This window comes from Acidobacteriota bacterium, from assembly GCA_022340665.1.
Taxonomy (GTDB): domain Bacteria; phylum Acidobacteriota; class Thermoanaerobaculia; order Thermoanaerobaculales; family Sulfomarinibacteraceae; genus Sulfomarinibacter.
Map to the genome: position 1 here is coordinate 1 of JAJDNM010000129.1, position 15285 is coordinate 15285.

13 protein-coding genes are annotated in these 15285 nt (G+C 62.5%); 5 read left to right on the plus strand and 8 right to left on the minus strand.

Annotated elements, in window-relative coordinates:
* Positions 1-296, minus strand: a 296-nt coding sequence (locus LJE93_14365; GenBank protein MCG6950092.1) for a cytochrome ubiquinol oxidase subunit I, incomplete at its 3' end; no start/stop codon positions are given.
* Between the two features lie 173 nt (positions 297-469).
* Between LJE93_14365 and LJE93_14370 the strand changes: the two genes are divergently transcribed.
* The 3 genes from LJE93_14370 (at position 470) to LJE93_14380 (ending at position 2970) form a co-directional block, all read left to right on the plus strand.
* Positions 470-1282 (plus strand): FKBP-type peptidyl-prolyl cis-trans isomerase, encoded by an 813-nt coding sequence (locus LJE93_14370; protein MCG6950093.1) that lies wholly within the window; start codon positions 470-472, stop codon positions 1280-1282.
* Positions 1283-1364: 82 nt separating this feature from the next.
* Positions 1365-2306, plus strand: coding sequence for an MBL fold metallo-hydrolase (locus LJE93_14375; protein ID MCG6950094.1), 942 nt, complete (start codon positions 1365-1367; stop codon positions 2304-2306).
* Positions 2307-2406: 100 nt separating this feature from the next.
* Entirely contained in the window at positions 2407-2970 is a 564-nt protein-coding gene (locus LJE93_14380; GenBank protein ID MCG6950095.1) for a hypothetical protein, read from the plus strand.
* Positions 2971-2983: 13 nt separating this feature from the next.
* Here LJE93_14380 and LJE93_14385 read toward each other — a convergent pair whose 3' ends face one another.
* The 4 genes from LJE93_14385 to LJE93_14400 all read right to left on the minus strand — a co-directional run bounded on the left by LJE93_14385 (position 2984) and on the right by LJE93_14400 (position 10023).
* A complete protein-coding gene (locus LJE93_14385; GenBank protein ID MCG6950096.1) occupies positions 2984-4177 on the minus strand; it encodes a hypothetical protein in 1194 nt (397 codons plus the stop codon).
* Between the two features lie 105 nt (positions 4178-4282).
* Complete coding sequence (locus LJE93_14390) at positions 4283-7558, minus strand: glycosyl hydrolase (protein ID MCG6950097.1); 3276 nt, start codon at positions 7556-7558, stop codon at positions 4283-4285.
* 202 nt (positions 7559-7760) lie between these two features.
* A complete protein-coding gene (locus tag LJE93_14395; protein ID MCG6950098.1) occupies positions 7761-9365 on the minus strand; it encodes a beta-lactamase family protein in 1605 nt (534 codons plus the stop codon).
* Positions 9366-9423: 58 nt separating this feature from the next.
* Positions 9424-10023 carry a CGNR zinc finger domain-containing protein gene (locus LJE93_14400; protein ID MCG6950099.1) on the minus strand — a complete coding sequence of 200 codons (600 nt, stop codon included), beginning with the start codon at positions 10021-10023 and terminating at the stop codon, positions 9424-9426.
* 108 nt (positions 10024-10131) lie between these two features.
* On the opposite strand from LJE93_14400, the gene LJE93_14405 reads away from it, so the two are divergent.
* The gene (locus tag LJE93_14405; GenBank protein MCG6950100.1) at positions 10132-11145 is read left to right on the plus strand and encodes a SpoIIE family protein phosphatase; all 1014 of its coding nucleotides are present in this window, start codon (positions 10132-10134) and stop codon (positions 11143-11145) included.
* 117 nt (positions 11146-11262) lie between these two features.
* Here the strand turns inward: LJE93_14405 and LJE93_14410 are convergent, their stop codons facing one another.
* Positions 11263-12312: a hypothetical protein gene (locus LJE93_14410; protein ID MCG6950101.1), complete on the minus strand. Its 1050-nt coding sequence runs from the start codon at positions 12310-12312 to the stop codon at positions 11263-11265.
* A gap of 17 nt (positions 12313-12329) precedes the next feature.
* Positions 12330-13205, minus strand: a complete 876-nt coding sequence (locus tag LJE93_14415) for a metallophosphoesterase (protein MCG6950102.1) — start codon at positions 13203-13205, stop codon at positions 12330-12332.
* Between the two features lie 131 nt (positions 13206-13336).
* Here LJE93_14415 and LJE93_14420 point away from each other — a divergent pair, with 131 nt between their 5' ends.
* Positions 13337-14695 (plus strand): MATE family efflux transporter, encoded by a 1359-nt coding sequence (locus tag LJE93_14420; protein ID MCG6950103.1) that lies wholly within the window; start codon positions 13337-13339, stop codon positions 14693-14695.
* Between the two features lie 36 nt (positions 14696-14731).
* On the opposite strand, the gene LJE93_14425 is transcribed toward LJE93_14420, so the two are convergent.
* Positions 14732-15124 (minus strand): hypothetical protein, encoded by a 393-nt coding sequence (locus tag LJE93_14425; GenBank protein ID MCG6950104.1) that lies wholly within the window; start codon positions 15122-15124, stop codon positions 14732-14734.
* Positions 15125-15285 lie beyond the last annotated feature (161 nt).

Below are 15285 nucleotides of genomic sequence, written 5' to 3' on the forward strand. Positions count from 1 at the left end.
CCCTCGGCCGCCAGGGCCGAACCGAAGACATCACCCACGAAGCGTGAGTAGGCGGCCCAGTTTGTGCCGAACTGAAACTCCATGACGATCCCGGTGGCGACTCCGATCGCAAAATTGAGGGCGAAGATCCGGGTCCAGAACCGGGCCGCGGTCTCGAAGAGCGGATTCCCGGTCCACAGATGTTGGGCCTCCAGGTACACCAGGACCACGCTCATGCCGATGGCCAATGGCGGAAAGATGTAGTGGAAGGCAATCGTGAGGGCGAACTGCAGACGAGAGAGAAGGACAACATCCATCGGGCGCACACCCTTCCGGTCAGGAGACCTCGAAATCTCTCCGGTTTCGGAAATGCATAGTACCGCGAAATCTGCCGCACAGCTCACGGAATCTCAAAAAGAAGCAACCATGTGCCGGTACCGCGGCCGATCCCCGTTTGCACCACCCGTGAGTTCGAGCTACTGTTGCCGCCATGAAAAACGCATGCTTGTTCGCCGTATTCGCCCTTCTCGTCGCCACCTGTGGATTCACCCAGGATCCCGCAACTCCGTCCGACGTCGCCGCACCCCCGGGCGACGCCGCCTGCACAGACGACGGTCTTTGTTCGAAAGTGCTGACCGCCGGCACCGGGACCGAACACCCCGACGCCTGGGACAAGGTCACCGTCCACTACTCCGGCTGGACGACCGACGGCAAGCTCTTCGATTCGTCATTGAAACGGGGTAAGCCCTCGTCCTTTCCGCTCAACCGTGTGATACCCGGTTGGACCAAGGGACTCCAGCTCATGGTCGTCGGCGAGAAAAGGCGCTTCTGGATACCGACCGAACTCGCCTACAACAACCGTCCGGGCCGCCCGGCCGGCATGCTCGTCTTCGATGTCGAGCTGTTGGGGATCGAGGACCAGCCCGAGCCGCCGCCCCCGCCCGAAGTACCAAAGGACGTGGCCGCACCACCGGCCGACGCCGAAACGACAGATAGCGGATTGGCGACCAAGGTCCTCAGACCCGGCGCCGGAGCCACCCATCCCGCCAAGGGATCGACGGTGACGGTTCACTACTCCGGCTGGACGACTGACGGGAAGCTGTTCGATTCGTCGATCATGCGCGGGCAACCGGCGACCTTCCCCCTCAACCAGGTCATCCCCGGCTGGACCGAAGGCGTACAGCTGATGGTCGTGGGTGAGAAGCGTCGGTTCTGGATCCCTGAAAAGCTCGCCTACAAGGGCGCGCCGGGCGCTCCCAAGGGCATGCTCGTCTTCGACGTCGAGCTGCTCGAGATCAAGTAGGAGCACACCAACGGCCAAGCCCGCAGGATCCTCGAACGAATCCCGAGGCGGATCCGTGGTGCCCGTCGGCCTCGGAGGATCGATGGCGAAATCGACGAAGATGTCGCTCCTGATTTTCGCGCTTCTGGCGACTTCGGCGTGTACCAGCACCAAACGAACCGCTCCGTCGCCAGCAGCGCCTGTCGAAACGCCGGAAACGCTGGTCGTCATGCTCGGTACCGGGACTCCGAATCCGGACCCCGACCGCTCCGGTCCCGCGGTGGCGGTCATCGCCGGCGGACGGCCCTACCTGGTCGACTGCGGACCCGGAGTGGTCAGGCGAGCGGAGGCGGCCCGCCAGGCAGGAGTGGATGCCCTGGAGATGCCGAACCTGACACGGCTATTCATCACCCACCTCCACTCCGACCACACGACCGGTTTCGCCGATCTCATCCTCACTCCGTGGGTCCTCGAACGCGAGGAACCGCTCGAGGTCTTCGGACCGTCCGGCACCAGATCGATGGCCGAGCACCTGCTGGCGGCGTACGCCGAGGACATAGAGATTCGGATCCACGGGACCCAGCCTCAGAACAGCTCCGGGATCGTGGTCAATGTGCACGAGATCTCGCCCGGCGAGATCTACAGGGACGATCATGTGACGGTTCGCGCTTTTGCAGTGCCTCACGGCGCGTGGAGTCACGCCTACGGTTATCGATTCGACGCCGCCGACCGATCGATTGTCATCTCCGGCGACACCGTGCCCACAAACGCCGTGGTCGAGGCGTGCAACGGGTGCGATGTTCTTGTCCACGAGGTCTACGCCAAGACAGGTCTCGATCGTCGAACTCCCGACTGGCAGGCCTATCACAGGGCATCCCACACCTCGGGAGTCGAACTCGGGCAGCTGGCCGCCCGGGCGCGGCCCCGGCTGCTCGTCCTCTACCACCAGCTCATGTGGGGCGCGTCCGAGGCCGAGCTTCTGGCCGAGATCCGTCAGGCATGGGACGGACCGGTGGCATTCGCCGACGATCTGGATGTGTATTGAGGAGTTGCCCAACGTTCGAACGTTAAATGTTCAAACGTTTGACGTCCTGGCGAAGCGGTGTACACTCCAACCATCCCGTCCACGCCGGAAGGAGTCCGGCATGGAGATTCCCGGGTCATTGCGTCCATTTCCCCGGTCAGGTGCGACTGCGTTTCTCGTTCTGACCGTATCCGCAACCGCGTTTGCTGACCAACCGAAACCGAAGCCGACTCCGAGATCGGGGAGCCTCGGAGCCTACGCCCGAACGATCACCCTCAATCGCGAGCCGCTGGCGGCCGCCGACGGACGCGTGGTGTTGACCAACGAAAGAGTTTCCTCAACCGCCGAAGGCGGCACGATCAACCTCGGCGCGGTGGAGATACCCGGTGCGAAATCCTCACCATCACCGGGAGTGGCCGACCGAGCCGAGCAGGCCAGATGGCGGGCCGCCTACCGAAAACAGCGACAACAGATCGCCGGCCTCGAACGGCGCCTCGCCGGAATCGAGATCGAGATCGATCACATCAACAGGCAGCGTTTGACCGCCAAGACGATGGCACGACTGCAAAGCGCAGAGGCCATGAAACATCAACTCGAAAAAGACATCACTGCGGAACGGGTCGAGCTCTCACGCATCGTGCGCGACGCCCGCCTGCGTGGCGCCGAGCCAGGCTGGTTTCGATGATCCGCTCTATCATTTACTCTTCGAGGAGCTTCTTCGCCCGGTCGCGATTCTCCTTGAATATTCCGATACGCTCGTCACCGATGGTGGCGGCGTTCTCCACGGCCTTCGAGTAGCTGGCAAAGGCCTCCTCGACGCGGCCCGCGTTTTCGAGCGCCTCACCGAGGCTGTCGTAGACATTGGCCGACCCCGGGTAGAGCGTGACGTTGTAACGGAAGATGTCGATCGCACGGTCGTAGTCGTCCATTCCGAGGTACTGGTATCCAATCTGGTTGACCGTATTTTCAGGCGGCACGACCGCAAAGCCGTATCGCTTCGACAGGGCCGCGTAGTGGGCCTCGATCTCCTCCACTCCACCTTCGAATCGGCCCGTCTGTGCGTCTCTCGGCAGGGCCCAGCCGTCGAACGCCTTGCGCAGTCCCCAGTAGTGTGCCCGCAAAACCACCGACCCGTGGTTCTCGTCGGGCATCCGCATCACCTGCCACTCGAATCCGTCGGCATCGGCCGCGGCCAGCTCCTTTTCGAGACGGTCGAGCCGTGTAGGCGCCGGATCACCCTCCTCCTCGTTCGCCATGGCCACGAAGAGCACTTTATTCAACACCTCACGGTCATCGAAGAAGGCATCGGCCTGGCGGATCGGCAGGTCGTCGTCCCAATTGAGGCTCGGGCTGACCGCCAGCACCACGTCGAAGAGTGCGGGCGCCGTGAAAAGGGCGTTGAGCGCGAAGAGCCCGCCGAAGGAGTGGCCGGCAAACAGCCGCATCGGGTTGGTACGGTAGTGGCCGTCGACATACGGAAAGAGCTCCTTCTCGAAGAACATCAGGAACTTCGGCGCGCCACCACTGGTCGGGCTTTCGAACACTCGCCCTTCGATCTTCCTGCTCGCGATGTGGGTCGGCGTCAGGTCCCGCGTGCGGTCGGTGTTCGTCACCCCGACGATGATGACCTGGGGCATCAGCCCGTTCCTTGCCAGAAAATCGACCGTTCCCCGGGTATGGGTGAAATGGGCGTCTCCGTCGGTCATGTAGAGGACGGCATAGTGCTGAGAATTCTGATCATATCCCGGCGGAGTCGAGACCATGATGGTTCGTTCTTCGTCGAGGATTTTCGATTGTATGGTGATGATCTCACCAATCGTGATCGGTTCCCCGGCATGGGCAGATCCGATCGCCAGACACAGCAGACACAGGAACGCTCCGATTCGCTTCATGAGTCCTCCTTCCGTCGTAAATCGAGATACGAGGAGGCCGACTGGATGGTTTCCAGAATCTGAGATTTCGAAACCCACACGTGCCAATTACGGCCGGCCAAGGTCTCAATCACCGTCACCCAGCACGATGTGACTCACCCCCGCCGCCTCGATCAGCCGTTCGAACTCCGGAAGCTGGTCCGCAACCATGACATCGAGTTCCGCGACGTAGGTATCGAGCGCCGACCGCAACTCCTCGAACCGTTGGCGAGCACTCTCAGTCGGCGACCCCTCCGCGCTCTCCACCACGCCCTGCAAATACAGTAGCTGGTTGTCGATCTGCGGCGGGAAGTTGAGAATATCCTGGCTCGATTCGGCTCGGGTCTGGTGAAGCTTCTCCTCGATCGCGGTGAGGGCAGAGGACATGGACGCGGCCGCCTCGATGATCGCCTCGTCGTCGGTCCGCCCCGCGACGGCGTTGACCTGCTCACGAAGATTCCGGATGCGGCTGATCGCATCGTGCGAACGGGTCAGCTCCTTCCAGATCGCTTCGGCGAGCTCGAAATTCGCGATCATGTCCTCGCGGGACACGTCGAGGCGCGGATCCGGAATGACTTCGAAGGTCGCCGTATCCGTCCACTCGCCCACTGTCAGCCGCGCCTGATACGTCCCGGGCGGCACCGTAGGACCCCCCGGCCACCCCCAGAGAACGGCATCGTCGACCAGGCCGGCGTCGGCCAGAGCAAGGTTCCAGACATAGCGGTTTGCACCGGCATGGGCATCCAGCAGCGGCGGCTCGGCAAGCTCGGGGAAGAACTTCCTGAATGGACTCGGCGCGCGCCGTTCCGGAGTCTTGCTCGACAGAGTCCGCAGGACCTCGCCCCCGGCATCGAGGATCTCGAGCTTGACCTCTTCGGCGTCCTCCCCGTCGAGACCTTCCGGCAGCTTGTAATGGATGATCGCGCCGAACGGCGGATTCTGTCCCACCGCGCCCCGACTCCCGCCACCCGACTGGTCGACCCAACGAACGACCGGCCTCGGATCGAAGAGGTGATATTCGGCATCCTCGACGTCGGCGTTGATCTGGTGGAGCACGCTGAGGTCGTCGAGAATCCAGAAGGAACGGCCCTGGGTGGCGACGACGAGATCACCTCGTTTGACCGCCAGATCGGTGATCGGCGTGATCGGCAGATTGAGCTGGAACGGTTTCCAGTTCGCCCCATCGTCGAACGAGATGTACATGCCGAACTCGGTGCCGGCATAGAGCAGGCCCTTGCGGTCGGGGTCCTCGCGGACGACACGCACGAAATGGTCGGCCGGGATTCCGTTGTTCCCATCAGCGAGTCGTTTCCAGCTCTTGCCGTAGTTGTCGGTGCGAAAAATGTACGGCCGGAAATCATCCTCGCGGTAACGGTGGACGGCTATGAAGGCACGGCCCGCATCGTGCGCCGAAAGCTCGATCATGTTGACCGTCCCCCGCTCTGGCATGCCCGACGGAGTGATGTCGCGCCAGGAGGCACCGTCGTCATCCGAGATGTGGACCCGGCCGTCGTCGCTTCCCGCCCACAAGAGGCCGGCCCGGTGCGGAGACTCCTCGAAGGCGAAAATTGTTCCGAAGACTTCGACGCCGGTGTTGTCGCGGGTGATCGGCGCGCCGGCGTAGCCCTGTTTCAAGGGATCGTTGCTGGTCAGATCCCCGCTGATCTCCTCCCAACTCCGGCCCTCATCTTTCGACCTGAGGACCACGTTGGCACAGTGGTAGAGCACCCTAGGATCGTGCGGTGAGATGCGGATCGGCGAATTCCACTGGAACCGGTAGCGCAGGTCCTGCGCCTGCTGGCCGACCGCCATCTGCGGCCACGACATGACCTCCTGCTCGTGCTCGACGGAGCGGTCACGGCGGCCGATCGATCCACCGTAGCAGCCGCCGTAGGTAATGTTCGGGTTTCGCGGATCGACCACCACCGTCGCCGATTCACAGCCCGCTGGCGGGTACCAGTCGCGCCAGGCGATGCCACCCGGAGAGCGGCTCGGGATCGCGACCGCCGTGTTGTCCTGCTGGCCGCCGTAGAGCCAGTACGGATATTGATCATCGACGGTGACGCGGTACATCTCGGACGTGGGCTGGTTCTGCTGCGTCGACCAGGTTCGCCCGCCGTTGAAGCTGATGTTGGCGCCGCCGTCGTTGGCCTGGATCATGATCGAAGGATCGTTGGGATTGATCCACAGGGCGTGGTTGTCACCGTGCGGAACCCTGATCGGTCGGAAGCTCGTGCCGCCATCGACCGACCGCCAGAACATCACATTGAGGATGTAAACGGTGTTCGCGTCCTTTGGGTCCGCTTCGAGGTGGGTGTAGTACCACGCACGCTGGCGCAGCTCGCGGTCCGAGGACACCAGCCGGAACTTCCGGCCCCCGCTATCCGAGCGGAAGAGGCCGCCATCCTCGTGCTCGACCAGCGCCCACACACGGTTCGGTGCGGCAGGAGAAACCGTCACCGCTATCCGGCCCTTGATACCCTCGGGCAAGCCCTCCGTCAGCTCGACCCAGGTGTTCCCGCCGTCCGAGGTCTTGTAGATTCCACTGCCCGGTCCGCCCGATATCATGGTCCAGGGTTTCCGCTCGGCTTCCCAGATGGCGGCATACAGAACGCGTGGGTTCGAGGCGTCCATCGACAGGTCCACCGCGCCCGCCCTGTCCGACACGAACAACACCTTCGACCAGGTCAGGCCACCATTGGTCGATCGGTAGACCCCGCGCTCGGCGTTGGGCCCGAAGATGTGACCGAGGACCGCCGCATAGACGATATCGGGGTCGGTCGGATGCACCACGATGCGTCCGATCTGGCCGGCCTCGGGAAGACCGATGTGGCGCCACGAATCGCCCGCATCGGTCGACTTGTAGATTCCGTCACCCGCTGACACGTTGCCGCGCGGACATGCCGACCCGGTGCCGACGTAGATCACGTTGGGATCAGATGGCGCCACCGCGATGGCGCCGATCGAGGCGGAGCCGAAGGCGTCGCCATCCCTCTTCCGCCACTGGGTCTCGGTAGTCGGAAGGCCGCCGATCGGCTCGCGCAGCAGGCCGAGCTCGGCCAGCACGGGATCGACCTCACCCATGATTACCGGATTCGGCGGAGGTTCGAGCTCGCGCACGGAGTCCGAAACGTTCCGCCACGTAGTGCCGGCATCGGTCGTTTTCCACACGCCGCCGCCGGTCGAGCCCATGTAATAGGTCATCGGATCACCGGCGACACCAGCCACCGCGGTCACCCGACCGCCTCGAAATGGTCCGACCAGACGGTACGAGAGTGAGTTGAAGAGAGTGTCGTCGTCGGCAAACCCCGGAACAACCGCTGCTGCAATCAGAGACAGAAAAATGATCGACCTTGGCTTCATGCAGGCCCCCCAGCGAGTATTGCAGGGGCGAGGATAGCAGGGAGAAGGAATTAGGAATGAGGAATGAGGAATGAGGAATTCAGAATGTCGTCCATTCACCTGAGGAAGAGGTGCGGAGGGGGTGGGCTGATTCGCCTCTTCTTCTTTTCGTCTATTCTGCTCGCTGATCGCCGGCTGCTGGCTGACGGTCACACCATCCGGATCAAGGGACTGCCGCGCGGTGGGCGGTTCGCGGCCGGAGCTGGCGCTCGCCGACCGCCTGGCGATTACGCAACCACATTACGACTCCGGGATTCCCGCGCGTGCTGCAGAAAGTGAGATCGTTGTCTCCCGCGCCATCACCGTCCGAGTCGAAGAGGAAGGTATCGAGGAAAACCTGTTCGAGCCTCGAGGTCACCACGTCGTGTGGCGGCTCCGGATCGACGACGGATACCGAAAGTTCGTCGCCCTCCAGCTGGACCGTGGCGTGCGTCACCACACCTTCGTAATCCGTCACTTCGAAATCTCCGACGTAGCTCCTCCAGGTCGAGGGAGGAGTCGTCAGATCGGGTGGTTCAACCGGCGCCGGATCGAGCACCTCGTCGACGATGCAATAGGCAGCTGTGGTGAGAGACGAGGTCACGTTGGTGAGGAGGGCCACGACAAATCGTCGATCCGGCACCCACAACAGATAGGTTCCGTAACCCGCGACGTTGCCCCCGTGCTGGCGAACGTCGAGGCCGTTGTATGTTTCGATCATGACGCCGAAGCCGTAGTACTGGTCCGGCCTGTAATGCATCCACTGCTGGGGATGCTGCATCGCATGGGTCGATGCCCACGAAAGCACCGCCCCGCCTCCGTCGGTGAGCAACAATGCCCAACGCGCCAGATCTCGAACCGTCGAGAAGGCAAAGCCGGCAGGTCCGGCGGCCCACAGATCGTTGTCGTGGGGTCCAACGACGACTTCGCGATTTCCCTCCGTGTCGTAGTAATGACCGAAGCTGTAATTGCCCGATCGCACCACCTCCGACGGATCGAAGGTTGTCGAGTACATCTCCGCCGGCTCCCACACGCTGTCCTTGAGAAGATCGCGATACGGTGTGCCGCTCGCCCTTTCGGCCACTAGCCCGGCGATCATGAAGTTGGGATTGGAGTAGTTCCAGAACGAGCCCGGCGGCGCATGCAACTCGATCTGGGACTGCCTGCCCGCCCAGGTCGACAACGCATTGTCACCAGCGAGGAAGAGATCGGTGATTCGATCGGGGAATCCGGTGGTGTGCGTGAGGGCATGCCACACCTTGATCCGATCCGCCGACCAACGTCCACCGACCTCGAACTCCGGGATGTATCGGGTCACCGGCGCATCGAGATCAACCCGTCCGAGCTCGACCTGCTGCATCACGGCGGCGGCCGTCATCTGCTTGGTGACCGACCCGATGCGGAACACGGTGTCGGGATCGACCGCATTGTCGGTGCCTCGCCGCTTGACCCCGTAACCGCTTTCGTACAGCGTCTCTCCATCGAGGATCACGGCGACCGCCGCTCCCGGTGCGTTCAGGCGAGCCATGTTGGCCTCGACACACTGGTCGATGCCCTCTTCGACGGAGCTTGCCTTGGGTGTCAGGGGCGTTACACCGGCCACCGGTTGTCCCGGCGGTAGCGGACCCGGGCCGAGGCTGAGTACGACTTTCTGTGGCGAGAGCTTCCTCCCGCTCGGTCGCCCCTCGACCGGGCGCTCGGCGGCGGCGGTTGCGGCCACCAGCACTGCCGGCAATGCCGCCGAGATCACCCGAAGGACGCCACAGCGAAACGGGAATGTCTTCAGCATGCTTCTCACCCCGCACGTACCAGTGTGATATCCCTACGTGAGACTACGGGCTCATTCACTATTTGTTCCGCCGGTGACGATCGTAGTACCTGCGCGCTTTCGCCCGGTTGCCGCAGGTAGCCATATCACACCACCGCCGCCGCCCGCCTCGGCTGGAATCGAGGAACAGCCAGTTGCAGTCCGGTGCAGCGCACTCACGGATCCGCGACACCTCTGACGAGGTCGCGAGCTCGGCCGCCGCCCGGACCACCGGCCAGAGCACTTGCCGGAGATCAGGAGTGTCGGCCGGCCATTCCCACTCGCAGCAATCACCGCTGCAGCAAAGCCTCTGACGCGGAACGGTGTCGAGCGCAGCGTTCAGATCGGCCACGACCCTTTCAGACGGCGTTTGCCCGGCAGCCGCGGCCGAAAACAGTCCGAAAATCGTGTCGCGGAGGTCCAGCGCCATCTGGAAAACCCCGGACGATTTCACCTCATCCCTGCGGGCGAGCCTTTCCAGAGTGCGGAACTCTCCCTCACTCACAATCTCTGCGCGACGGGCCCAATGCAACAGGTCCCTGTAACTCGTGAGCGTGTCGCTGCCGGGATCTGACCTATCGCCCCAGGTGTTGGCGAAATCAAGACAGACACAGTCGTCTGAGTTATCGGTCTCCGACATCCCCACCTCCAGATCGATTATAACCTATTTGTTGCCCTTGACAGGTTAGTAAACACGCACTATATTCTAACCATAAAAATGATTTAAACGGTTAGGAGATTTCAAACCATGACCGAAGCACACGCCTCCCCCGTGGTCGTCCACCGTCACGCGACCCTTCACCGCGAGCTGGTCGAACGACGAAAACGGCTGGTGTTGGCCGCAGATTATTCTGATGAAAGGCAGGTGACCGACCTTCTCGACGCTGTTGACGACGCACTCGGTCGGATCGAAAAAGGAACCTACGGCATCTGCGAAGTCTGTGACGGGCTCGTCGAACCCGATCGCCTGGCCAAGGATCCGCTGACCCGTGTCTGTCTCGAATGTCTCTCACCCAGTCAACGCCGCGCACTGGAGCATGATCTTTCTCTCGCATCGAGTATCCAGAGAACGCTCCTCCCCGAGCAGGATTTCGAAGCGCCCGGTTGGGCAGGCCACTATGTCTACCAGCCTCACGGGGCTGTCAGCGGCGATTTTTGCGATGTAATCACCAGGGGAAAGGAGACCATCGTCTTCCTCGGCGATGTCTCCGGCAAGGGCGTTTCGGCTGCACTCCTGATGTCCCATCTCAGCGCCATCATCCGTGGGCTCGCAGGCTCCGCCAAAGACCTGGTCGATCTCGTGGAACAGGCCAACCGCCTCTTCTGCACCGCCACCCCTACCGGCTCGTACGCCACCCTCGTCGCAGTTCGTCTCGGGGCCGACGGAACGATCGAGCTCGTCAACGCCGGCCACGTGCCTCCGATCGTCCAGAACGGGCGAATCGAAAGACTTCCTCCCGACGGTGTCCCGCTCGGGCTCTTCCACCGATCGAGCTACACCTCCCAGTCCCTGCGTCTCCAACCCGGAGATCGGATCGTCCTGGTGACTGACGGCGTGATCGAGAGCACCGACGGAAGCAGCACCGAATACGGTCTCGGCTCCCTCAGCAGAATCCTCGCCGAGCACCCTGACGACGATCCGGCGAATCTCGCGACGCGCCTGCTCGCAGACCTCGCCCGATTCCGCAGCGGCAACTCGGCAGACGACGACACGACGCTGATGGTCCTTCGCCGGTCGAGCGCTCAGCCCCGCACGGCCTAGCCTGCATATCTCACCGGGTTTCGAAACGAGGCCGTTGAGCCGTTGTGACCAGCTGGGTTTTCGATCAAGAGGTCCGGCCGCATTAGACAGCTGGTGAGATATGCAGGTTAGATCGGATCACTCGGTGCGTCGATAGGACGCCCGCGCCGGGTATGTGACGGTGACCTTCCCTCGCACGCCGCGGGTCCCGTGGGCCGGGCTGATCGCCACCTCGAGCCGCCGGTCGTCTTTGAGGTCGAAGGGATCGATCTCCCCTCGCAAACGCAACCTACCCTTCCCTAGGGTCTTGAACAACACATCGCCCGAGCTCACCTTGCGGACTGCCACCTCCATGTTTTCGTACATTCCGTCCTGCTGGATCTCGACATCGACGGAGCCCGGGTAGAGAGGCGCGAACTCGAGAACCCCGCGGGTGAGGTGAGACGTCAAGTTGAATCCTGCGCCAACATGCTCGGGATACGTCACCACCGTGAAAGGCCTAGGGGATGCATTCCCTTCGATCAGCCCCTCCGGCAGGGGACCGGGCGGACCGAAGTCGCCGGACGGCCGATGCTCCGCCGAGGGAGCCACCTTGACGCGAATCGGTCCGGCGAAATTGTCGAACTCGTTGGCGTCCGAAAAGGTCTGAAATCTGTCGACCCAGGCGGCAAACGAATAGATTCCGCGCCCGACTGAACCGTTGAATTTCGGATCCATCGGCACCCGAAGAGCAACATCACTGCAATCCGCCCCCGGCACCGGGACACACACCACATCGGCGGCCGCCGAGCTCCACTCCTGCCAGTTCACGCGATCTCTGAGGGATTGCCAACAGTCGGGGTTCAGACTCCCCGCCGGTTGGTCTCGGCATACCTCGAGTTCGATGCCCGGAAATGGATGGTGGCGCTGGTCGAACCAGAGGTCCCAGGCAACCCCTTCCGCGCCCACCTCCCCGCCGACGTTTCGAACGATGACACGTACCTGCAATTCGACACCGGCCGGAACTTCCAGACGACGGCAATCGCTGCTGCAGGAGACCGTCTCTCCGGTCCCGGGATCCCGATAGCTCAATATCAATTCGGGTACGAAGTTTGGAGCCGCTCCGGCAGTCTCCGTGCCTTCAGCCGCCGCCAGATACGGCTGCAGGGACAAACACACGCCCAGGATGATCAACAGAACGCCACGCATCGGAACCCCCCCACGCATTATCTACGGTGCCGCTCCGGAGCGGTTGAAGGCCGAGGCCGAGACAACCAAGGGGCAGGTTTGACTCGAGGCTCGTGCCCTCGTTTGATCGTGATCACTCGCGCCGGAAGGCCGGCGTCGGTGCTCCTACCGGACGCCAGGATGCATGGAATCTCGTACTCCTCGGTGAGGAAGTGGCCGGCGAGCGGTTTCGAAAAATCGACGTGCCGGTGCTCGTGGCCGAAGAGCAGGGCGTCGATCCTGCCGGACACGATCTCCATGAGATCATCACCATCCTTGAGCCGGTGAGTGAGCTGCTCCTTGGCCTTCTTGACGGGACTGTCATCAGGAAACAGGAACGGATGGTGGTGGAGTGCGACGACAACCCGGTGCCCTTGTTCTCGTTTGCCGTGCAGCTTCGTAACGAGCCGATCGAGGCCTTGGAGCTGTTCTCTACCGAGCTCGCCGTCGGCGAAGAGCCGGTCCCACCTGCCGGTCTCCGCGAGCATCGAGTTCAGCGTGAGGATTGTGACTTCGGGATCAGCGTACGGGACACTCGGATAGCTCACCGGGGTTTCGATCTGCAGGAGATATTTCCTGAACAGCTCGAATCGGCTTTCCCGGGCGAAGGCTCCATTCCAGCCGTAGTCGTGGTTTCCGGGGAGCGGCACGACCAGAAAACCGGCCTGTCGAAGTGGCTTCAAGACCCTTCTCGCCTCGATGTACTCGATCTCCGTCCCGTCGTCGACCACGTCACCGGTGATCAGCACCAGCGGTTTCTCCTCGCCACTTCCCCATTCGCGGGTAATTTCCTCCACCAGCTGTTCGGCCTTCTTCCATCTGTCGACATCGATCTCCCGTCCGATGTGCAGGTCGCTGATGTGGAGAATCCTCAAACCTCTCTCCCGTTCAATCACCCTACATCAGACTGACCCCACGATTCGAAGACCTGAACCGAAATCCAAAATCCCAAATCCGAAATCCGAAATGCGTCATCCTGCTATTCTCCCGCCTCGGAAAGGCAGCCATGACGAGAGCATTCGAACGTCCCCACCGACCGGATATCGAGGCGCTGGCCCGACTCGCCCTGCCGGTGGTCGTCGTCCAGGTCGGAATGATGTTGATCGGGGTGGTCGACACGATGGTCGTCGGTCGGCTGTCATCGGAAGCGCTGGCAGCTGTCGCCCTCGGCCACGTGGCAGTGGTTGCGGTCTCCTCGTTCGGGATCGGGATGCTTATGGCCCTCGATCCGCTGGTGGCGCAAGCGGTAGGTGCCAACGACGAGGTCGGCGTTCGACGCGCTGTACAACGTGGAATGGTGCTCGCCTTCGCTCTCATGGTGCCGAGCACTCTGCTGCTGATGCCGATCGAGACGGTTCTTACCCTGCTCCACCAGCCTCCGGAAACGGTACCCATCGCCGCAGCCTACGTGAAGATCTGTATCCCGGGATTGCTCCCCTTCTACGCCTTCTTCGTCCTCCGACAGACTCTGCAGGCGATCGGCCGCCTGCGACCGATCGTGATCACCATCGTGGTCGTCAACCTCTTCAATCTCATAGCCGATTGGGCCCTGGTGTTCGGAGCCGGGCCGCTTCCCCAGCTGGGACCGATTGGATCGGCGTGGGCGACCACCGCCGCGAGGACCCTGCTGTTCTTGGTGTTGTTGATAGCGGCGCGAGACGAGCTCGCTCCGCTCTTCAAGCACATCGATCACGAGGTGACGAAACTGCAGCCGCTGTGGCGAACGGTGCGCCTGGGTGCTCCGATCGGATTTCAGGTCCAGCTCGAGATGGTGGCATTTGCGGTCATCGCCCTCCTCATGGGAGGCCTCGGCACATTACAGATGGCCGCACACCAGGTCACCATCAATCTCGCCTCGCTGACCTTCATGGTCCCACTCGGGGTCTCGACCGCATCCGCTATTCAGGTCGGGCGGGCGATCGGCGCGGGCAACGGTCTCGGCGCCCGCCGGGCGGCGTCTGCGGGTCTCCTGATCGGAGCCGGCTTCATGTCGCTGATGGCCGCTCTCTTCGTCGGCGCTCCACGTCTGCTGGCCGAGGCCTACACCTCTGTCGAGCAGGTTCTCACCCTCACCGTAGCGCTGATCCCCATCGCTGGCTGCTTTCAGATAGTCGATGGCCTGCAGGTCGTTTCGGCCGGCATCCTTCGCGGCGCCGGCGACACGCGGGCCCCCCTTGTGGTGAACATCGTGGGATTTTGGCTGGTCGGCCTGCCCACCAGCCTCGCGCTCGCCTTCAAGCTCGGATTCGGTCCCCAGGGCCTGTGGTGGGGCCTTGTCGTGGGACTCAGCGCGGTGGCGGTGTTTCTCCTCGCACGTGTCGCCTGGAAGTTTCGCGGTCCGATCGAGAGAGTCATGGTCGAATAGCGGCCGCCGCAGCAGAGAGTTGGAGTGATACGCAGGCTACTCGCGCATCAGGATCAACGCGCGCCGGATCAGGCTGAAGTGGTCCCGCACCCACTCCTCGATCTGCGCGAGGTCGTCCGGCCCTATCGCCATGCGATTGGCAGCCGTATTCACCAGCGACTCCTCGCCCAGGCTGAAGCTGGTATCCGAGTAGCCGAGACCGATCAGCTCGAGCAACGCGGCGACCTTCGATCGCCGACCCTTGAAGACGCTCGCGAGCTCATCCACCGTGCGCCCGCTGGCTTCGGCATCACTCATGCCCATTTCCGCCTTGAGCGCCGCCAGCGCCGCCGCCTCGCGGCCGATCACCAGTCCGTCAGCCTCGATCATCATCTCCGCCAGTTCGGCGAAGGCGACTCTTTCATCATCATCGAGCAGGTTCAGGTACACCGCTCTTCTCCTTTCACGATCCGATGTTCAAAGGATAGCAGGACAGTAAAACCCGCATTTCGAATTTCGAATTTGGGATTTCGAATTTCCCACCCACCCCCCCCGGCAGGTGAAGCACCAACCGACGTTCATCGACTCACCTGTACGGTATTTCGCCTCAG